This window comes from Psychrosphaera algicola, from assembly GCF_028401425.1.
GTDB lineage: Bacteria > Pseudomonadota > Gammaproteobacteria > Enterobacterales > Alteromonadaceae > Psychrosphaera > Psychrosphaera algicola.
Genome location: NZ_JAQOMS010000002.1, coordinates 4,098,947 through 4,120,161, shown reverse-complemented (window position 1 = coordinate 4,120,161; position 21,215 = coordinate 4,098,947). Strand labels below are relative to the sequence as shown.

Sequence of the window (21,215 nt, the reverse complement as noted above, 5' to 3'; positions counted from 1 at the left end):
ATTACTCCGCAGCAAAAATTGGTAGTTTAATTAGATCTAATGGCGCTTGTTTACGAGCCATACGGATTGTCTTAGTCACATCTTTTAGGTATTCGTCACCTAATTTTTCCCAAGAACGAGAAGTGTTATTCCACACCCATGCATTCTTAAGATCTTTAGACTGTGCAACTAATGAAATACGACCTACGTGAACGAAGTCAGCAGTAATTTGTTTGCCATCAAACGTTTCAGTTGCTTGCCATGCTTCGACAGCACTACCGTAATCTTTTTCAATTTCGTAAGCTTCAAGTACCTGACGATATTTCTCAGAAGTACTTACGTTAGGGTTTACCATGGTTGCACGTAAACGTTCAATACGTTGTGTGCGCAATTCCAATTTAACCGGAATGTCTGCTTTTACGAATTTTTCCAACATATCAATCATTCGATACATCAGAGGAACAACATTTCGTTTTGTATTTTCGATCTCAGCGATTTGCTCTTCCAAAGAAGCAATTTCGTCGTTTTGTGCTGCTACTAATTTCGCAACATGATCATTATAAACTTTATTGATCTCCATTTCGTCAACGACGCTACGATATTCAATAACCAGATCTTGAGTCTGTTCTTGAATCGCGTCAATTTTCGTTTGAGATTTAGCAGCTGCTTTGTGAATAACGCGTTCTGCTGCGTGAATTTTCTCTAGTGGATCCGCTGCAAAAGCAGATCCGGTAAATGCTACCGCCCCTACTAACGCTGACGCGACTAGACTTAATTTCATCTTTGACATAGTTCCCAACCAATGTATGTGTTTAAGTTCTCTTTTAGAGTTTTTACTCTCCATTCAGTGACTAAAGTCACGGAATATCGACCATCGAGTGTCCCAAACATAATCTGTAATGTCAATTAACAAAATCGCCCGATTTACTTAATATTTTCGTTATTCTTCCTGAACCGTCTACTTATTGTTCACTTGGCTACTGGTAGGATATCAAAGGCGACAACCACACGAGGCGTATCACTAACGAATGGCTTAGTTGCATGCCAATAGTAAGATGGAAACAATGCTAGGTGACCCGCTTTAGGTGTTAACGCATAGTCTTCGACTATCTCATCATAAGTCACAATTCCAGGTTTCCCGAAGTAAATTTGCCCCTGTTCAGAGCCCTGAGTGATGCACTCCGGTGTGTTGACATAGTATGCGCTACTAAACCACCCCTTAGGGTGACAGTGGGGAACATGATAACCGCCGTCTCTAAGCCACATAGACCACGCAGTTACTATATTAAACTGATCACTAAACCGAGTTAACGCAGGATGTTCCAAATAAGGTAATTTACTGATATTTGAAAGGTGTTCTGAGCATGAATTGCGGAGGGATATTTTTAAATCTTGAATAACTTTATGTGGATGGTCAAACAAGTAACTAGGGGTCTGAGTTCCGCCATTACCTGACTGTCCTAATGGTTGTTTTTGCATCGTATGGATAGACTTCAATGCCGCCATAAGTTGCTCATTAAAGTCTAAAATTGAAGAATAATCAGCCGTAACAGAAATTTCACAAAAACTTACTAATGAATGAAAATTTATCAGCTGTTCATAGGCATCTTTATTAGTTAACTTTAATTCTGTCGATTTTAACGCCAAATAATATTGATTCGTTGCATCTGCATCGAGTAATAAATCGATTTTTTACCCGCAGTAACGTAATCTCCTAATGCCAGATTAGCTAAAGTAGAATACTCACAAAGTTGTCTGGCCCCGGGGTTATTCATATCCAAAGTCGTAGGTACGGCCGACAAAACCTCGTCGTACCTATGTTCTTTGATTGCTATTTGACAATCGAGATTGGTAAATGCATTGGTTTTGGGTTTATTACGCTTAAATTTAACTAGTGCAGATTTTGCCGCATCGAGTTTACCTTGAGACATCAATAATGAAACATAATCATGTTGTAACTCAGTATTAAAGTGGTTCACAGAGACTGATTCATAATTACGAAGGGGATTAGGTGCGTTCATTTCATATTTTAAATTAGACAACAATTTATGCAGAACTCGACTAGTCGGGTGATTTTCAACCCCTTTCGTTAACCAAGATAGTGCTTGTTCATTGTCACAAAGCTTCACATGCAACAATGCAAGACATTCATAAAGTACATCTGACTCTTGGTCATTGACGCTCAGGCTCAAGGCAGCCTGATATTGCTTACTTGCCTCTTCAGTTCGACAAAGTCCCTCAAGTACTTGACCATAAACATAATGCCATTTCCAAGGAGGTTGCTGAGTTTCTTGTTTAAAAAGCGTTGTTAAAGCTTGCTCCGAGCCAACATAATCTTTAAGTGCAAGGCAGGCTTTTGCATGTTCAAAACGGGCTTTCGCAAAGCCCGGCTCAATTGCCAGTGATTTTAGAAAATGCGCTTTCGCTAACTCATGTTGGTTTTGAAGACTCCAACAAAGGCCCCAATTAAACCAGTACTGATATACATGACTTGCCAAATTTGTTGCTTTTGCAAAGTGGGTGTTGGCCTGCTCATATTTGCCCTGCTTAGCGCTAAGATCGGCAACAATATTGTGAATAGGATGATGTTCAGGCGCCATTGTTAAAAAAGTAAAAAAGCGTCTAGTGCATGTTGCTCATGGCCAATGTTTAAGAACGTCACCCCTCGCGCATGCTGGACTTGTGGGTCTTTGATATTCTGGATGTGAGGTAAGCTTGCAAACTGTGCAGCGTCGCCGTACTTCCCCTGTTTGACAAACTGAAAGAACTGAGCAATTTGTTGTCGAATGTGTGGGGTGTTCATGGATACCTCGAACTTTAGTAATTTATAACTATAATAAAACAGAAGCTATTTTGTAAAAACAAATCCGTGACCAAGAATGCCAGTTTGATCTTGCACCCGATGACTTTGTTGTAAAGTAAACCCACAATTTGATGCCAAAGTAACAATTTCTAAAAGTTGCTCTTCTGTACGTGATGCTTTTACCAATTCAGACAACCTAGAATGATAATTTAACATTTCGTTATCAAATAATGCGATGAGTTGTTCAAGTTTGTTGCTGTCTTGCATGCCTAACGACATCTGTATAAAACCATCTATATTGAGCAAGCCATATTCAACATTATCAAATGCTTTAAGATTCGCTGTCACTTTTTGTAATTGATGTGAAGCCCTCACTTTTTCAGATGAGTTATTATCTTCCGATGCGATCTGCGCCCTAAGTATGTCAGTTAATCCAGATTTTCTAACTTCCCCTACAAACGCCCAACTTACAGTATTTTGCTTGATAAAACGCGAATCATAAACATGGGTGATAATTGCAAATTTGCCGTGCTTATTTAACAAATCATAGGCCGCCGGAATAACCTGCTCTAATGGCGCATATTCAATTCCAAATTGACTCGTCACTATGTCAAATTTGTCCCCATTTAAATTTGGTGCCGTACAATCAACACGGCTCTTAAATTCTATTTCGCATGCCGGAAATTGACGCTTAACTTGCTGCTCAAGTTTCGCTTCATCTAATTGTGCTAAGTCCGTAGCAACTATCGATAATTTTGGCTGAAACTGCAGAAACAACATAGGTAGTGCGCCATTCCCAGAACACATATCTAGCAATCTTGTGTTCGGTTGAGTATCGCCTAAATAACGTTGCCAAAAGTGTTTTATCGCGCCACTGTACGTCCCCATAATTTCATTGCCAAATGACGTAATATGGCCCTGTTGCCAATAATTATCCCAGTACTTTTGCGTTTGCATATTGTCCAATCATCTAAAATTTGTAGTTACACTTTACGACTAACTGTCTAATTTCATAATAATAATACATAAAAAAGCCGATTCAAAGAATCGGCTTTTTAATATTATTCGCTTTTAAATCAATATTAGAAGCTGATTGTGTAGCTTACACGTACGTCTTGACCGAAGTTATTATATAAATCCGGGTTCTCATACACACCAGCTGAAGATAATACTGGATCTTCGTCTGTTAAGTTAGAGATAGTAAGTGATGCACGACCGTAATCACCCATGTTGTATGAGTAGTTAAGGCTGTGGATAATCCAAGCGTCAAGTTTACCTTCCGTTTGGTAGTACCAATCGTCTTCAGCTAGGTCAGCGCCAGCTTCATCTTTAGTAATTAACTGCTCATCTTCAGAAGTATCTGCGATGTAGTTAGTGTTCCAAGTAACACTATGTCCATCTAGAGCCCAACCGAATGTAAATACTGCACGGTGATCAGGTTGTCCAGACCAGCCAGCTGTGTTTACAGAGTCGCCGCCGTTATCTGTAGCGTAATCTAAGATAAAGCTGTTTACAGCATTAACGCTGAAATCACCAAAATCTGTTTCGATATTACCAGTGAACGTTAAATCGACACCTTCAATTCCGAAACCAACACCGTTGAAGTAACCAGTACCAGCTTCTAGGATGTTACCAGTTAAAGAACCACCGGCACGGATTAGATAAAACGTTTCATTGTCTGTATTTGCACCATAGGTGCTAATGGCGTTAAGTTACCATTTGCTTGGTCATTAATAAGACCGTTAACAGTTTTAGTTTGAACAACGTTTGAGATGTCTAAGTTGAAGTAATCAACTTTAACAGCGAAGTCATCAGTAATGTCGTATGCAACACCAAAGTTCATATACTCAGATGTTTCAGGACCTAAGTTAGAGTTAGATTTGTAGTAAGTATCATATTGACGCTCAGCTGCATCAGGGTTGCTGATGTAATCCGTTGCTGCTTCAGCAGAGAACGTAGTCGCCGCATTAAGTTCATCCAAACCAGGTGCGCGGAACGCTTCTGAGTAAGATGCACGTACAACTAAGTTGTCAAGTGCTTGCCAACGAACAGATACTTTTGGTGCAAGGTTATCACCAAAGTCAGAGTAGTCATCGTAACGAGCAGCAATGTTCATTTCAACATCGTCAGTTACAGGTAATGCTGCTTCATAGAAGAATGCAGTGATATCACGCATACCTTCAGCAGAGTTACCAGCAGAACCACCAACTAGACCAGCAGCAGACTGACCGTCATAGATAGAGGCGAAGTTGATTTCCATGTATTCCATACCAATGTAGTGAGCCACTTGGCCACCAGGTAGTTCGAATGCATCAAAACCAGCACCAGCATAATATTGGTCAAACGTTGAAGAATCTTCAGTTAGTGTAGTAGCTTTCATATTAGCTATACCCTGTTCTGAACCTAAATCAATGTCGTTTTTCTCATTGTAAGCTAGACCACCGTATGACAAGTAGTATTGACCAACAGATTTGTTGTCCGCTACATTTTTATGGTAGTAAACTTCCCAGTCAACATCCAAACCAGCGATGGTAGAGAAACCACGTAGACCCATTAAGTAATCTTGGTTGTAATCATGAACGTTACCGTCACGGTTACCGATACCAACCCAACGGAATAGACCGTAAGCGCCATCTAAACCAGTAGGGTTATGTGGGTTGTCAGCTGACATATTTTCCCATGGAGCCGCTGGAGGAGCATAACGTCCGAAAGATTTGTTTTGAACGAACATTGCACGAGTGAAGAATTCAACGTCTTCAGCTACTTCGTAGTTTGCGTCTACGAATACAGTGTTACGGTCGATAGAAGCACGGTTATAAGAAACGTTAGCATATGCGAAACCACAAACTGTAGAGCCTGGGCCCCATGCAGTTGTTCCGTCAAATTCTTTAAATGTATCTTCACCGTATTCAGCAATTAAATCATCACAAAGTGGAGATGAGTATAGTGTATCGAAAGCTGGATCAAACACACTTGCACCGTAGTAAGACCAACCGTCTGTTTCATCAGAATAGATTTCGATGTCACCATCGCCATCTAAATCTTCAGCACGTGCAGCTGTGAATGCACGTTGGCCATCAGAAATACCTTCACGTTTTTGATGGTCGAATGAGAAAGTGATATTACCTTTATCGTTGCTGTAACCAGCAATGATTGAAAATTCGCTTGAAGTTGGAGTACCACCAACATCAGTATCACGTGTACGCCAGCCTGAACCGATATTAACAGTTAGACCTTCGTAATCTTTTTTCAAGATGATGTTTACAACACCAGCAATCGCGTCAGAACCGTAAGTTGAAGAAGCACCATCTGTTAAGATTTCGATACGTTCAACAGCAGCCATAGGGATTGCGTTAAGGTTAGCAGATTGACCGCCTAAAGTAGGAGAACCTGGAAGACGTTTACCGTCTAACAAGATTAACGTACGGTTAGAACCAGCACCACGTAGGTTTAATGTTGCTTGAGACTGTGCAGAACTACCAGATTTCTCAGAGAACGAACCGAACGAGTTGAATGAACTGCCGCGTAGTGCGTCAGCTACCGTGAAGTTACCTTCAACTTTCATGTCTTCAGCAGTAATGATGTTAACTGGTGAAGCACCTTCAAGGTCGGTACGTTTGATACGAGAACCCGTAACTTCAATACGTTCAACTTCTTCAGCTTCTTCTTCAGCCGCGAACGCTTGAGTTGCAGGTAGTGCTGTAGCTGCAGCACCAAACATGATTGCTAAGCGAACAGACTTAGCTAGTTTGTTATTTGTAAACATGAAGTTTTCTCCTGGACCACTTTATTAGTGATTCATTTTTTATGAATTATAAGTTTTAGCCGTAACGGCTCCGACCAGTAATTGAACAATAATCAATCAGTAATTGATAAAAGCGCAATCAAAGGGCAGCAAACGGTCTCGATATTACCTCTATATTTCCACAGGTCAACCACCGCAATGCAAAATTAGTATACTTTTTAGGCGATTGGTAACATTTTGTAATAAAATGTATATTTTTTTAATAACAAATAATTAAGCGCAATTATTTGTTACGAATAAGTTATTCATTTAGTGAATAAAAAGTCGACAAAAGTGAAATGATATACAATATATGGTGCGTTGCTACCAATTAAGCGTCATCTGACGGTCAAAGACAGACAATTCACTTGGGGAAATATTTTCTAGTATTGCCGATGCAATTGGAAAAAGTTGCCTTTCCAAGGTAATGTTGATAATGCAAAGGGTTATCGCAGCTAGTGTACTCTTGAGGCCCTTTTATCGTCACAACGTAAGGTATAACGCTACCTCTACGGTATTTGGGGTGGCCGTAAAGATTATTTGCCAATTTGGCTGCTTTTATTTGAGGCGGAGTTGTTTTTACATATTCGTTGAGGTGTTGCCGAATTTTTTTCTATAAACCAGTTTATTGTCTAGGTTACCTGAAAACAACTCTGCAATTATCGACCTAAGGTAGTCAGTCACGGGTTGTTTATTAAATACCAATTGAAACAGTTTGGTTTGAAATTCCTTAGCTAAATCGGTCCAATCGCTGCGCACTGATTCCATTCCTTTGAATACCAATATTGGATCTGCATTCTTTTGCAGTTTCATACCCGCGTAACGTTTCTTTGATCCTTTTTCCATGCCTCGAATCGTTGGCATAAAAACGGACTAAAATGCGATTCGAATTCAATTTCAAGTCGGCTATGTAATTTGAACTCTCGTTGAATTTTTATATCCCACCAAGTATTTAGTTCTTGTTCTAATGAAACTGCATCTTTGGGTTCAAAATTAGAGCCATGCAAGCTAACAAATATAGAGTCAGTATCTCCATAAATAACATCGAGCCCTTTTTCTTCAAACCAAATTTTAGACTGGGCTAAAATCCAATGACCCCGCATCGTTATTGAACTCGCTAAACGCGTATCATAAAAACGACATCCTGCAGAACCTAATACCCCATAAAAACTATTCATAATGATTTTTATCGCATTAGACCAAACCGTATTATTCTGCTTTTTAGCTTTTTCACGTGCAGTCCACAAATCATCTACGATAGTGGCCAATATACTCGTTTCACGACTAAATTGACCGCCTCTAAAGCCTGGAATCGCCTCTGCTTCAGGTAACCTAACCCCTTCTTGCAGAGCAATCGGATCAACATTAAAGGTTCTAATTATACTCGGGTACAGACTTTTAAAGTCAAAAACTAGGATGTCGTCGTGCATGCCTTGGTTTCGAATCCATGACAAAACCGCCTGGACTGTGCAAATAGTCCTCAGCATTAACTAAGTTAGGCGCTATCCAACCTTTACGATGAATTTGCGGGAGATATAAATTAGTAAATGCCGCGACCGAACCACCTAAGCGTTCTAACTCTAATCCGGTTAATTGCGAGCGTGTGAGTAAAAATTCGAGCAACTTCTCTTGTTTGAATATTTTCGATACTAAAACACAATCTTGAAGATTATATTTGGCTAAGGCTAATGGCTCTTCTCTATATTGGCGTTTAATTTCGGCCAGTTTATCCAATCCGTCAACATTGCTAATGAGTTTTCGTTCACCTAATAGTTCCGACGCGACCGCATCTAGAGCAAAACTACTAAAATGGTACGTTGCGTTTTTCATCACTTCGATGCCATCTAGAACTACCCTTCCTGCCGCATAAGCCCTTGCAGGCATTCTCGAATCATCGTCGGCGCGACGTGCTGAATAATTCAATCGTGAATTATCTCGCCCGAACTTAAGCTTTATATGATTTCGTGTCGCAGCTTGTGACAGTACATGGATATCAAAGGCAACAAAATTCCAACCTATAAGACAGTCAGGGTCTTGCTCCATTACAATTTGATTTAAACGTTGCAAAAGCGCGCGTTCACCTTGTAGCCATTCAACGTAGGGTAACGAGTTATCAGTTTCAATACCTGAGGCAAAATCTTCAACATTGTAGAGGACCTTAGTAAAATCCTCATCATTACTGTCTTTGGCAAAAGCATGAATACCAATAGAAAAAGATAGCCATTTTCATCACACTCTATATCTATGGACATCGCTTTTAGCATAGGGAAAGCTTCTCGACTCGATTTTACTTTTACTTGTTCAAAGCGTTGATAGTTGCCTTTACTTGAGACTTCAACCCCCGTAAAAGTCACACCGAGTTGGATAAACCGCTCCATTAGATAGCGGTCTACCGGTTTTACATCTGCCTCTAGTAGTTCAATACTTTGTTGAGTCGCTGATTTTCGCAGCTGATAAAACTCACTAAGTGAATTTACGTAAATTGCATAAACGTCTTCATCAGCAAAGGTCTTAAGTTTCACCTGAGTGATTTCAATAGAGGGATACAAGGCAGTTGATGTCGTTTGTAACAACTTAACGTTTTGTAGAGTCGCAAAACAGACCGGACGTTCGTCGGTAATAATAAGCTGAATATTAGCCTCATTAGACTTTATCCAAAGCTCAAAGATACAACGGCCGTCACGGTCATACTGATTGCGTGTTAGTAAACTACCTTTACAAATTGCATAAGGTGAACCGATTAGATTTGAGCCCAAGATACATTTTCAACTGAGATGACGTTATAATCCTGCTTTTATAAGACAAGCTGTTGTTTCAATCAAGGTGCAATAGGTAGATTTCGTGGAGAAATAGTTTGGAGATTTCCATTTGGTTGACTGAAATGACAGGGTTGTCGACAAGTCTACTGTTCATTTTAGTCGTATGTGCCTTTGCCGCTGGCTTTATCGACGCTATCGCTGGAGGCGGTGGTTTACTTACTGTTCCAGCACTACTGGCCAGTGGATTACCACCACATGTCGCCTTAGGTACAAATAAACTTGCCGCTACTTTTGGTTCCCTAACCGCGGCCTATACCTTCTATAAGAAGCGACTTTTTGATCCCTCGTTTTGGAAAATAAGTTTTTGGTATACTGCTATTGGCTCAATTGTCGGTACTGTTGCGGTTTCTTATTTAGATCCAAATATACTGAACAAATTACTTCCGATCTTAATCGGCTTTAGTGCGTTTTACGCCTTATTTAATCGGACAGCGGCAGTGAAACACAACTTACTCCCTGATAAAACACCCAAATTAAAAACTCAGCAGGCAAGCCAAGGATTCACACTCGGGTTTTATGACGGTTTTGCTGGACCTATAGTACCGGCGCTTTTTGGACAGTCAGTAATTTGTATTTGTACAAAATGAATATATTGCTGTCATCGGGTGTCGCCCGTTCAATGAATTTTATTAGTAACTTCTTTTCCCTCGTGACATTTATCTATTTAGGTTACATTAACTGGTTTATTGGGATTTCCATGGGCTTGTTTTTAATGATCGGTGCCTATACTGGCGCACATTCAGCAATCCACTTTGGTAATAAATTTATTCGCCCACTATTTACCGTGGTTGTGAGTTGCATGGCATTGAAGTTGGCATTTGACGCTTGGTTTTAATTGTTAAGAATAAGTAGGATTTTTGGTTCGTATGAATTCAAGTACAAATAACTATCAAATATTGTGTCAACAATTTGAGTCGTTAAAAGAGCAACTCAATGCGATATCTATTTTACCCGAGAAATGGTTTGCTAAAAATGATCTGTTTAATTCTACAACTTTTTACACACGTTCAGATGAATTAAAAGACTACGTATTAGAACTCGAAAATAACGTCAAAAAGTTGGGGTCAATTCATAACATACAACTGATGGAACATCTTTCTGTCCGAGTCGCCGATCAGTTTTCTTGTTTTCGTGGGCTACTCAACTCTGTTGTTCTTAATACCAAAAGTAAAACGTATAACGCCACACATAGAAAACAGATAAATAAAGTGAAGCAATTTGCCAAACAGGCCCGCGCATCGAGTCGCTCACTTTATGAAGAGCTTTCAAAATTACAAGAATTTGAACGACGTTTAGTCGATATGGTAGCCGAAAAACAACAAACCCTTAATAAATATTCAGGGCAAGCTCAGCGCCAAACTTTACAAGATGACGTACTAGTCACACACCAACGATTGGGGCGTTGCCGTCAAGCAATCAGTAAAATCGAAGAACAAATTCAAAAACTCGACGAAAGGCAATATTAATGCAACTTCCCGTTGTTTTCGATCCAATTTATAGCCAACTCGACCTCGCTAAAAGACACCGTTTTCCAATCGAAAAATACCAAGCGCTATTCGATACGGCATTTGCCACATACCCAAATAAACTCGTCAGCAACCCCGTACCGGGTTATATCAGTCCTGACCTATTGTGTTCCATTCATACTAAGCAATATGTCGCAGACTTCATCAGCGGTCAAATATCACCAAAAGCAATGAAACGCATTGGATTTGAATGGTCACAACAATTTGTCAATCGAACTTTAACCGCCGTTAACGGGACATTAGAGACGGCTAAGCTAGCTTTAGAACATAGTATCGCCATCAATTGTACTGGGGGCTACCATCATGCTCACCCAGACTTTGGCTCCGGTTTTTGTGTATTTAATGACCTTACAATTGCTGCAAAATACCTTTTAGATAATCATCTTGCTCAACGCATCCTCATATTTGATTGTGATGTTCATCAGGGCGATGGCACCGCAGTGTGCGCAGAAAATGAATCAAATATATTTACGGTTTCTATTCATTGTGAAAAAACTTCCCGACGCGCAAACAACAAAGTGATTGGGATCTTGGTTTAGACCGCCACATCGGTGATACAGAATACCTTCCTATAATAGAAGAAACGTTCGACGCTGCAGTGCAAAGTTTTAAACCTGACTTTATCATTTACGACGCAGGAGTTGATATCCATGAAGATGATGACTTAGGCTTATTGAACATTTCAACCCAAGGTATCTATTTGCGTGATCAGTTTGTATTTAATCGCGCAAAACAATTGGGTTTACCCATCATGGCGGTAATTGGTGGTGGGTATCAACGAGATATCGCGAAACTTACCCAAGTTCACATGCAACTCATTCGCAGTGCTATTGATGTCTTCACCGCGACTTAACACGCACTTTATCGGTTGCCAAAACTTATAATATAGCGGCTAAATTGCCAAAGCATTGTCACAACAAATTATTCGATGCTAAAGTTAACGGATACAAGGTTTTAATCTTCATTAAATTAAGGACACGTTATGCAAATGAGTGACGACATTCATAATTATTATGAAAAGCTGGTAATTGATTACATCAATGCACACAAGTTAGATCAAAAATTTGATTATGAATTTTTGTCCGATTTATGTTGTATCGTTTTGAACCAGTTGCCTTCTAAATATATTCGCCATGAAGTCGACATGGCTTTCTACCTACCAGCTGCAGAACGGTTTGAAATGGAAATGAATGTACGAGAGTCTATCGAACGTGCACTTGAATTTATGAGTTCACGAGAAAGGCGAGATCAATAGAAGTGTTAGAAGAGCAACTAGAACAACAGGTTAAGACCGATGCATTGGCGGACGCTCCTGATCACGTGAAACTGGCAGTGGATTTAATTTTTCTTCTCGAAAACAATAAAGTCGATATTGACGTTGCCCTGCTCGCAATTGAACTTGTAAAGTCAGATCTGCAACAAAAAGCCATTCAGAAATAAAATAAACGGACATAGCTGATAATTATTATCATATATGTCCATTTATCATGTTTTAAAATTACCAATAGGATCCACTTTTCTAACTCTGTGAATTAATAACCTTAAAATTCAATTGATGGATTTTTTTGTTTAATCTCAGAAAATAGCAGCAGTTATGCAACTTTTACGTATTTTATTACCAATAAATATAAAATGTGAATTGAACTACTGATTAAGTAATATACAATGAGTAAAATTTTCATTGTATAGAGGTTTTTTGAAACTTACGCCACCATAAGTTCCCCCTACCTTTTGCTCGTCTTAGAGCTCTGATTATCGCGTCAAACGCGAGACTTGTTTGCATCTTTCATTAAATTTTTATTCCTCATTTTAGAGGATAATTTCAATTAGGTTATTTTTCATGCTTGAACATATTAAAAGAGACTGGCTCTCTAATATTCGCGGTGATGTGCTTGCGGGAATAGTAGTGGCGCTTGCCCTTATTCCTGAAGCTATCGCTTTCTCAATTATTGCAGGGGTCGATCCTAAGGTTGGATTGTATGCATCTTTTTGTATCGCTGTCGTAATTGCCTTCGTCGGCGGAAGACCGGGTATGATCTCGGCAGCCACAGGTGCAATGGCGCTTCTTATGGTTACACTAGTCAAAGAACATGGCCTTGAGTATTTACTCGCGGCAACGTTATTGACCGGTATATTGCAAATAGCGGCGGGATTTTTGCGCCTTGGTGAGTTGATGCGCTTTGTTTCTCGCTCAGTTGTGACAGGGTTTGTTAACGCACTCGCTATTTTGATCTTTATGGCCCAGTTACCCGAACTGACCAATGTTACATGGCATGTTTACGCCATGACGACCGCAGGCTTAATGATTATTTATCTTTTTCCCTACTTACCTGTAATCGGTAAAGCGATTCCTTCTCCTCTAGTGTGTATTGTTACATTAACGATAGTATCCGTGATCATGGGATTAGATATCCGAACGGTGAGTGATATGGGGAAACTGCCTGATACTCTGCCTATTTTTTGTGGCCTGATGTACCTCTTAACTTTGAAACACTAGCGATTATCTTCCCTTATTCTGCTGGCCTTGCCGTTGTCGGTTTACTTGAGTCAATGATGACAGCGACAATCGTTGACGACTTAACAGACACCACGAGTGATAGAAATAAAGAGTGTAAAGGTCAAGGCATAGCAAATATTGGCGCAGGACTGTTTGGTGGCATGGCCGGTTGTGCCATGATTGGTCAATCAATTATTAACGTTAAATCTGGGGCCGAGGCCGATTATCAACCTTTGTTGCCGGCGCTTTTCTATTGGTAATGGTCGTCTTTTTGGATGAATGGTTACGCCTTATTCCTATGGCAGCTTTGGTTGCTGTAATGATTATGGTTTCGATAGGGACTTTTTCCTGGACGTCAATTACCGATCTGAAGAAACATCCACTGTCATCAAATATTGTTATGATAACCACCGTTGTTGTGGTCGTTATGACCCATAATCTTGCGATAGGTGTCTTTATTGGCGTATTGCTTGCGACACTATTCTTCGCTAATAAAATTGGACGTTTCATGGTGGTTAAGTCAAATTTTGACGAAGACCAACGAATTCGCACCTATGAAGTTAAAGGCCAAGTCTTCTTTGCCTCCGCGGAGCAATTTATCGATTACTTCGACTTTAAAGAAGTAGTTAGTACTGTCATTATTGATTTAACCCATGCACATTTTTGGGATATTACCTCAGTATCTTCATTGGATAAGGTCGTCATCAAATTTCGAAGAGAAGGGGCGACTGTCAATATCATAGGCATGAATGAAGCAACAGAGACCGTTGTCGACAAATTTGGTGTGCATAATGATCCAAATGAAGTTGATAAGTTACTAGGTGGACACTAAGGAAATTATAATGGAAAAAATAATTACATGTATTGATGGTTCAGCTATAACAACATCGGTTGTAAATGCTGGAACATGGGCAGCAAAAAAGTTAGATAAAACCTAACTTTTTGCATACACTGGAAAAAAGCAACAACATGGAGCCGATGACTACAGTGGCGCGATTGGCCTTGGTGCACAGTCCAAGTTATTAAAGGAAATGACTGAGCTCGATGAACAAAAAAGCAGACTTGCTGTTAAATTGGGCGATGAACTTCTAAATTCAGCGGCAACGGCAGCGCGCTCAAGTGGTGTTGTAAACATTGAGAAAGCGCAACGACACGGAGATATTGTCGATGCAATTATGAGTCTTGAAGACCAAACACGTCTCATTGTCATTGGACGCAAAGGAGCCGAACATGAAGGCGATTTTAAAGCGTTAGGCTCACATCTTGAAACCCTTTTACGTAAAGCCAGTGACCCCGTCTTTGTTGTGCCTGAACAGTTTGTGGAACCTAGGTCATTTATGATCGCCTATGATGGACGAGAAACGGCTGATAGAGCGCTACAAAAAGTAATCGACGGCGGGTTATTGCACGGAATAGACTGCCACCTCGTTTCGATAAAAAACAATGAACCACTGTTAATAGATAAGTTTAACTCGGCGGCCGAAAGACTCAAGGACAAAGGCTTAAACGTAACGACGGCGGTATTAGAAGGTAATATCAATGAAACGCTGTTGCGCTATCAAGTTGAAAATGCAATTGACCTCGTAGTGATGGGGGCATTTGGCCACTCAAAGCTACGCCAATTTTTTGTTGGTAGTAATACTATTAAAATGCTTGAACGTATCGCAGTGCCTTTAATTGTTTTACGTTAAGCTTACTAGCTAGAGTTTGAGTAATTAAATGTGTCTTAAACAAGGCACATTTATTGTTACTTAAGAGTTAAGGTGAGCAATGGAAGCCCCGTGCTAGTTGAGTTAGTAGCAGTTGAGTTAGTAACAGTTGATTGGGGGTAATTTAGGCAATAAGCCCAGATACATTTTCCAGAATTACTACCCCTCAATATTAGCCACTTAGATTGATGTACTGCTAATTTTCAACATAAGTTTTCAGTAAAATAGATATTATTAATGCTCAGTTAACCCGCGCCAAAAACGATAAAGGCCACATAATAAATACGTAAAACTTACATAGAAACGTACTATTTATGTGGCTTCTGCCCTCAAGACTTACAACCAATAACTCTTATTTCTGCTTAACACTCGGTAGTGGGTAGAGTTCTCGTCGCTCTTTGTTCACTGCGATCCCATCTTTAAGCTGTTTTTTAGACGCAATTGCGGTTGCTTTAATAACACCAAGCGCTGACTTAATCACCTTTACTGTCGTTTTATTTAAATTGGATTGTTCGAGACGTCTTACATGTGACAACAATAACTCTGGACGAAGATAGGCAATTGTTTCTAAGGCAGAACGCTTTTGAAGTTTAGAATCATTTTTAATCAATGCCTCCACTGCTCCTTTTTGCTCTAAATACACTAACGTTTCAAGAGCAACTGCACTTACCGCCGAATGATCTTTATTAGCCACCTCAATAAAGCGTTTTGGAACACTTTTCAAAACACCTTGAGCAGCAAGTTCAGCAAACCCCTGAACCGCCCAGAAACGGATAACTGGCGACTTGTCATCAATCAGTTTGGTAAGCTCAGGTACATTATTTAACGAAACTGTCGAGACGAGTTCGACAAGATCATAAAGCTTATTGTAATTGAAATCAGCAGCCAACCATTGCTCAAATTGTTTGTCTTTCTTGAATTCCACAGGCACAAAACCTAAGTCTTTTGTTTCTCTTATAAAACGACTCACTTGCGCAGTCAGTTCGCTATGAACCGCTATTTGTTCCGCAGTGAGATTTCTTAACGGCGTTTGTTCCAAAGGGTCGGTTTTAGTGTCGTAGAGATACTCACCGCGTTTGAAACTATAATATTTTCTTCTAAACACTTGACCCGATTTAGTCTTTGCAAACTCATCCAGTGCAATGTTTGACGGCATGCCCCATTGGAAATCATTTCTAAGCATTATAGGCTTGCGCTTCAAATAGGTTTGCACAAAATGATAGCGACCATCACTCACCCCACGTCAGGGATCAAAATGGTCTTCTTGATTGGTTCTAAAGCTATGATTGTATTGCCTTGTATGGTTTTCAAGTTCGCCCAAAAACGCCTGACCACGCATTTCTTTAGGTGTTGGTATGCCCGCTAAACTTAATACCGTAGGTCCAAAGTCGACAAAACTGACTTGCTTGTTTTGTAACGCCTCAACATTAGTCGGTACGAGATGCTTAAATTTAGTTGGCACGTGGATCACCAAAGGTACTTGCAGTGAGTGTCTAAATGACAAAAATCCTTTGCCCATCGGTGAACTTCCGCCGTGGTCAGAATAAACAAATATAATCGTATTTTCATACAGACCTTTTGCTTTTAAATCATCTATAAAAAACTTAACCCAACTATCAACATCCACAACACCTTCTAAGTGAAATTGATGATCAGAATTTATCTCTGGTAAATCAGGTAAGTAGTCTGGTTTAGCATCGCTTGATACACCTGCAGATTGACTAAATTCTCGACGTTGTGCAGTGGTATAAGACGTCAAACGACTCATATGTGTCATATGGCCATTAAAAACAGAGAAAAAAGGTTGCTCTGATTTTCGTTTTGGGCTGTTATATGTCGCTTTTTTGTCATACTCAGACCAAATTTGTGCCAACTCTGTTTTAGAAAGCTTAACGTTATAGTCACGTTTTTTGTTATTACTCGTGAAGTAACCCGCATCTTTTAATAAGCTTGGGAAATACAATCGGCTCGGACTTGCATCAACCGCTGCACGATGATGGTCGGCACCATAACTGGTGGCATAATTTCCCGAAATTAACGTCGACCTTGCTGGCGAACAATACGGTGCATTTGACGCCGCTTGTTGGAAAACCAGACTACTCGCTGCCAAAGCATCAATATTTGGCTGTTTTGCATCTTTATTACCATAGAGACTTAATTCATAGGCACTTGTATCTTCAAAGGTCAGCCATAAGATATTGGGGCGTTGCGCTGTAAAACCCATTTTACAAATAAGTAACAAGCTCAGAGAGGAGAAAACTGACGTAATTTTCAAAACACGTTTAAAATTTTTCATTAATTAGTTATACACCGGTTGGGGGAGCGTATTTGCTTATGCTTAGGATTAAAACAATTCACAAATCAAAAACCATAATAAAACTTAATGGTGAAAATTTTTATTGCGAGCAGCGTAATGATGCCACTCCCTTTAGTAACCGGTGAAAAGACAAAAAAGCTATTGTATTAAAATCAATTTGACCTACATTTTTCGAGTTAAATCAGAGAAAAATCTTAATATCTAGGCAACAAAATTGAAGATAGTTGAAAAACTCGCTAAGGTTTCTAATCTAAATAATTTACTAAACATGAGTTATACTGCAGGCTCATACGGTTACGAAGTGAGGACGACCTCACCTCTCAAATTTCATTAGGGGACGGCCCCATAACTATTTGAGAGGTATTTATGAGTTGGATAATTTTATTCATTGCGGGCTTATTTGAGATTAGCTGGGCCATTGGATTAAAATATACGGACGGTTTTACAAAACTTTGGCCGACGGTTGGCACTATGTTTTCGCTTATCGCCAGCTTCTTATTATTAGGTATCGCATTGAAAACACTTCCAGTAGGCACAGCCTACGCGATATGGGTAGGTATTGGCGCTGTCGGCACTGCTGTATTTGGCATATTGCTATTTGATGAGTCGACTGACGTACTAAAGCTAGTGAGCTTAGGGTTAATATGCGCCGGAATTGTCGGTCTTAAGCTCGCCCACAATTAACTGGATTAAATAACTTACATTAAAAAGATAAACAGTCCTCGCTTTTAGAGCGGGAGTTAACCAAATTCCTCCGATTTTGGATTTACTGTCTTTCATTTATAAAACTCGCTTTGATGCCAATCCTCATTATTAACCAGTTGGGTTATGAGGGTTGGTATTTAAACTCATTATTTTTGAAGTCGTTAACGCTGCGGCGTTTGCACAACTCAAATGGGCTTAATGTTCATCTAACCACTTGAGCTTTTCCAACGGGTATCCTAAAAACCATTTTGTTCTTTCTAAAACAATTCTCGTTTTTATTCGTTTAATACAAAGAGAACTATTTTCCGATAATACATTGCACGTATCATTGAGCGCCTTAAGGTTTGGAAAGCAACTTAGTGAGATAAAATCAACATCTCCACTTAATTGCATGCAGTCCATAATTTCTGGTATTTGTTCAAGTTCAGAAGTAAACCTTCGGATTTGTGGCGCGCTATTATCGTCTAAAGTAAATTCTATATAGGCCAATATATGTTCACAAATTTGGTCTAAGTCGACGTCAGCATGAAAAGTTCTGAAGTACCCCGCTTCTTTTAGAGATTTAACTCTTTGAAAACAAGCGCTAGGAGACAAATTAACGATTTCAGCTAATTCAACATTGGTTAAATCAGCTTGCAAATGCAAGGTCGCCAAAATCTTTTTATTATACGTATCTATTTTAATAGATTTTTTCATAAGTTTGCTTATTCCATATGGTAAGGACGAGATGGTATCAGCTTAAATGGCAATTTTTTGTAGCTGTAGCGTAATAGGCGCTAAATAATGTACAGAATTAGTGGGCAATACAAAATATTATTTTGTGAATAAGGCGTTTAATACTAATTAGATAAAAAATAACCACAAGTAATCAGCCTTAAGTTGGAAATGAACATGAATAATAACTATCGCCTTTCACTACTTGCCGCTTCTGTTAGTTTTTCAATATCAACCACCGCATTAGCTCAGGGACAAGAAACCTCTGTTGAGCAAGATATTGAGAAGATTACAGTAACAGCTCGTGGACGCGTTGAAACCATTCAAAGCGTACCGGATTCAATCACCGCAATTTCAGGCAACACAATTGAAAATGCTAATATTAAAAACTTTAGTGATATTGCAAATTTGACGCCTAACTTAGGTCAACTAGACAACTTTAGACCTGGCTTGTCTCGAATAACGATTCGCGGGCTAGTGACTCCTCAAGTTGGCGATCCTCCGATTGCTTATGTAGTCGACGGTATAACGGCCTCTGATATTGAATTTATTAACCAAGAAATGGTGGATATTGAACGCATTGAAGTCATGCGTGGTGCTCAAGGCGCTTTATATGGACGTGGAGCTGTCGGTGGGGCGATTTTGATCACCACAAAAGATGGCTATGACGAATTGGAAGGCAATGTTAAAGCCTCAATTGGTAATGCGGGTTCATATCATTTAGGGACGACAATTTCTGGTGGCTTAACTAAAGATACTGATGGTTATTTTAGGGTTGGTGCATATACAAAGGGCACGGATGGACAGATTAAAAATACTTTCCTAAATAAAGAAAGCGACTTTCTAGAAGAGACAGGGGTATTTGGTAAAGTACAATTTGAAGGATTGTATGGCAGTGAAATAAGCCTTCAAGGACGCTACACCACAACCGAAGCTGGATTTGCCTATTATCAAAATGTCTCGGAGCACAACAAAGAAGATTTTGATATTGAGACTTCACAAAACGTTAACAATATTGACGAACGTGATGTGACTGAATTTAGCGCCAAATTAAATAAAGAGTTCGAACTCGGTACCTTCGAAATTATTGCCGCTTACAATTCATCTGATGATGAACATTTTTACGATGGTGACTATTCAGCAGATCCTACCTATATTGACGAACCTGATTGGTTCCGAGCGCCATTTGCAACCGGAGGCCATTTTAAGGTTGAATCAACGACCTTAGAATCTCGTTTTACATCAAACAATGATAAACAACTTCGCTGGTCTGTCGCTGCTTTTTATCAAGATCGAGAACGCGACAATACCGTCAATTTTTATGATGACTTTGAGGGCGATGTATCTCTGTTTGCTGCTGATTTTCCAGCCGACCAAATTTACTTAACAATTGCCGATATTAATTCAAGCAAAGCATACGGTATCGCGGGTCAAATTAACTACGACATTACCGACAAACTGGAGCTCACTGGTGCTCTGCGTTTTGACCAAGACGACCGTCAATCGTACGATCCGAACTACCAAGCAGATACTTTTGCAGAAAAAAGTTTTGCGCAATGGCAACCTAAAATAACAATTGGTTATCAACTACAAAAAGACGTACTCATTTATACTGGTTACTCAAAAGGTTTTAGAAGTGGCGGCTTTAATGAGCCTGCCGAAGGGATTAGCCGAACATTTGATAAAGAAGTTTCCGACAGCTACGAGGCGGGGTTCAAATCTACTATATTTGACGGATTGACAATTAACGGCGCGGCATTTTTCATCGCACAGTCAGATGCTCAAATTACTCAGTTTAATGTTGATACCTTCACCTTAGAAAACTTGGGTATCGACACCGTAGAAACGTCTGGATTTGAGTTTGAACTTGGATATAAAGTTAGCCAGAACTTAAATTTACGAGCCAGTTTAGGTAAGGTTAATTCGGAAATTGTTGAATTTTCAGACCGTCCTGAATTAGAGGGATACTCTCAGGTTTATGTGGCTGATTATAACTTTTCTTTTTCAGCTGACTATGAAACCGAGCTGAATGCCAATTGGCAGCTTTTTGCTCACGGCAACTTTTATGGTGAAGGCCCTAAGTCGTTCGATATCGAGATGCCGGATGTAACGTCATCTTCGGATCAGTTTGTTAATGCTTCAATTGGTATTCGTTCAGATTCATGGACAATAAAATTAGCAGCAAAGAACTTAACTGATGAACGTACTATTGAAGATATCTTTTTGTTTGCCGATGGTGTGACTGATTTAGCGCGTCAACCGAACAAACCTAGAAGTATCGTAATGGAAGCCAGCTATAGCTTTTAACTAAGAACTTTAACGAAAACTTAAGTCCTCTTATGGGGACTTTAAATTAATAAGT

The 21,215-nt window shown here is 39.6% G+C and carries 20 protein-coding genes and 3 pseudogenes; 9 read left to right on the top strand and 14 right to left on the bottom strand.

The features are described from left to right. Position 1: 1 nt before the first annotated feature. The 11 genes from PN838_RS22625 to PN838_RS22580 all read right to left on the bottom strand — a co-directional run bounded on the left by PN838_RS22625 (position 2) and on the right by PN838_RS22580 (position 9,322). A complete protein-coding gene (locus PN838_RS22625; protein ID WP_215964296.1) occupies positions 2-769 on the bottom strand; it encodes a DUF3450 domain-containing protein in 768 nt (255 codons plus the stop codon). A 179-nt stretch (positions 770-948) separates the two neighbouring features. Further along, positions 949-1,626: a putative 2OG-Fe(II) oxygenase gene (locus PN838_RS22620; protein WP_272182058.1), complete on the bottom strand. Its 678-nt coding sequence runs from the start codon at positions 1,624-1,626 to the stop codon at positions 949-951. Next, entirely contained in the window at positions 1,617-2,579 is a 963-nt protein-coding gene (locus PN838_RS22615; protein ID WP_272182057.1) for a tetratricopeptide repeat protein, read from the bottom strand. Before PN838_RS22615 ends, PN838_RS22620 begins: the two co-directional genes overlap by 10 nt. Positions 2,580-2,581: 2 nt before the next feature. Continuing rightward, positions 2,582-2,782 (bottom strand): hypothetical protein, encoded by a 201-nt coding sequence (locus PN838_RS22610; RefSeq protein ID WP_272182056.1) that lies wholly within the window; start codon positions 2,780-2,782, stop codon positions 2,582-2,584. Between the two features lie 45 nt (positions 2,783-2,827). After that, positions 2,828-3,739 (bottom strand): class I SAM-dependent methyltransferase, encoded by a 912-nt coding sequence (locus tag PN838_RS22605; protein WP_272182055.1) that lies wholly within the window; start codon positions 3,737-3,739, stop codon positions 2,828-2,830. A gap of 125 nt (positions 3,740-3,864) precedes the next feature. Next, positions 3,865-4,011 (bottom strand): hypothetical protein, encoded by a 147-nt coding sequence (locus PN838_RS26720; protein ID WP_334313435.1) that lies wholly within the window; start codon positions 4,009-4,011, stop codon positions 3,865-3,867. A 428-nt stretch (positions 4,012-4,439) separates the two neighbouring features. Continuing rightward, complete coding sequence (locus tag PN838_RS22600) at positions 4,440-6,548, bottom strand: TonB-dependent receptor plug domain-containing protein (RefSeq protein WP_334313434.1); 2,109 nt, start codon at positions 6,546-6,548, stop codon at positions 4,440-4,442. A gap of 597 nt (positions 6,549-7,145) precedes the next feature. Next, positions 7,146-7,379 (bottom strand): hypothetical protein, encoded by a 234-nt coding sequence (locus PN838_RS22595; RefSeq protein WP_272182054.1) that lies wholly within the window; start codon positions 7,377-7,379, stop codon positions 7,146-7,148. Further along, complete coding sequence (locus tag PN838_RS22590; protein ID WP_272182053.1) at positions 7,376-7,996, bottom strand: DNA polymerase domain-containing protein; 621 nt, start codon at positions 7,994-7,996, stop codon at positions 7,376-7,378. Before PN838_RS22590 ends, PN838_RS22595 begins: the two co-directional genes overlap by 4 nt. Then, entirely contained in the window at positions 7,971-8,633 is a 663-nt protein-coding gene (locus PN838_RS22585) for a 3'-5' exonuclease (protein WP_272182052.1), read from the bottom strand. Before PN838_RS22585 ends, PN838_RS22590 begins: the two co-directional genes overlap by 26 nt. Then, on the bottom strand, positions 8,621-9,322 hold the full coding sequence (locus PN838_RS22580) for a hypothetical protein (RefSeq protein ID WP_272182051.1): 702 nt from the start codon (positions 9,320-9,322) through the stop codon (positions 8,621-8,623). The genes PN838_RS22585 and PN838_RS22580 overlap by 13 nt, the downstream gene beginning before the upstream one ends. A gap of 125 nt (positions 9,323-9,447) precedes the next feature. Here PN838_RS22580 and PN838_RS22575 point away from each other — a divergent pair. The 7 genes and pseudogenes from PN838_RS22575 to PN838_RS22545 all read left to right on the top strand — a co-directional run bounded on the left by PN838_RS22575 (position 9,448) and on the right by PN838_RS22545 (position 15,099). After that, positions 9,448-10,220 (top strand): annotated as a pseudogene (locus tag PN838_RS22575) (sulfite exporter TauE/SafE family protein). A gap of 31 nt (positions 10,221-10,251) precedes the next feature. Then, the gene (locus PN838_RS22570; protein WP_272182050.1) at positions 10,252-10,851 is read left to right on the top strand and encodes a primosomal replication protein; all 600 of its coding nucleotides are present in this window, start codon (positions 10,252-10,254) and stop codon (positions 10,849-10,851) included. After that, positions 10,851-11,764, top strand: a pseudogene (locus PN838_RS22565) (histone deacetylase family protein). Before PN838_RS22570 ends, PN838_RS22565 begins: the two are co-directional and overlap by 1 nt. A 129-nt stretch (positions 11,765-11,893) precedes the next feature. Then, the gene (locus tag PN838_RS22560) at positions 11,894-12,166 is read left to right on the top strand and encodes a late competence development ComFB family protein (protein WP_215964289.1); all 273 of its coding nucleotides are present in this window, start codon (positions 11,894-11,896) and stop codon (positions 12,164-12,166) included. 2 nt (positions 12,167-12,168) lie between these two features. Then, positions 12,169-12,351 carry a DUF2496 domain-containing protein gene (locus PN838_RS22555; RefSeq protein WP_215964288.1) on the top strand — a complete coding sequence of 61 codons (183 nt, stop codon included), beginning with the start codon at positions 12,169-12,171 and terminating at the stop codon, positions 12,349-12,351. A gap of 400 nt (positions 12,352-12,751) precedes the next feature. After that, positions 12,752-14,240, top strand: a pseudogene (locus PN838_RS22550) (SulP family inorganic anion transporter). Between the two features lie 199 nt (positions 14,241-14,439). Beyond that, positions 14,440-15,099: a universal stress protein gene (locus tag PN838_RS22545; RefSeq protein ID WP_334313432.1), complete on the top strand. Its 660-nt coding sequence runs from the start codon at positions 14,440-14,442 to the stop codon at positions 15,097-15,099. 370 nt (positions 15,100-15,469) lie between these two features. Here the strand turns inward: PN838_RS22545 and PN838_RS22540 are convergent, their stop codons facing one another. Both PN838_RS22540 and PN838_RS22535 read right to left on the bottom strand, forming a co-directional pair. Continuing rightward, positions 15,470-16,354, bottom strand: coding sequence for a HEAT repeat domain-containing protein (locus PN838_RS22540; RefSeq protein WP_272182049.1), 885 nt, complete (start codon positions 16,352-16,354; stop codon positions 15,470-15,472). A 6-nt stretch (positions 16,355-16,360) separates the two neighbouring features. Continuing rightward, entirely contained in the window at positions 16,361-17,341 is a 981-nt protein-coding gene (locus PN838_RS22535) for a sulfatase-like hydrolase/transferase (RefSeq protein ID WP_272182048.1), read from the bottom strand. Between the two features lie 459 nt (positions 17,342-17,800). On the opposite strand from PN838_RS22535, the gene sugE reads away from it, so the two are divergent. Continuing rightward, positions 17,801-18,118: a quaternary ammonium compound efflux SMR transporter SugE gene (sugE, locus tag PN838_RS22530; protein ID WP_272182047.1), complete on the top strand. Its 318-nt coding sequence runs from the start codon at positions 17,801-17,803 to the stop codon at positions 18,116-18,118. A 216-nt stretch (positions 18,119-18,334) separates the two neighbouring features. Here the strand turns inward: sugE and PN838_RS22525 are convergent, their stop codons facing one another. Continuing rightward, positions 18,335-18,835: an Lrp/AsnC family transcriptional regulator gene (locus PN838_RS22525; RefSeq protein ID WP_272182046.1), complete on the bottom strand. Its 501-nt coding sequence runs from the start codon at positions 18,833-18,835 to the stop codon at positions 18,335-18,337. 195 nt (positions 18,836-19,030) lie between these two features. On the opposite strand from PN838_RS22525, the gene PN838_RS22520 reads away from it, so the two are divergent. Further along, positions 19,031-21,160 carry a TonB-dependent receptor gene (locus PN838_RS22520; RefSeq protein ID WP_272182045.1) on the top strand — a complete coding sequence of 710 codons (2,130 nt, stop codon included), beginning with the start codon at positions 19,031-19,033 and terminating at the stop codon, positions 21,158-21,160. Positions 21,161-21,215 lie beyond the last annotated feature (55 nt).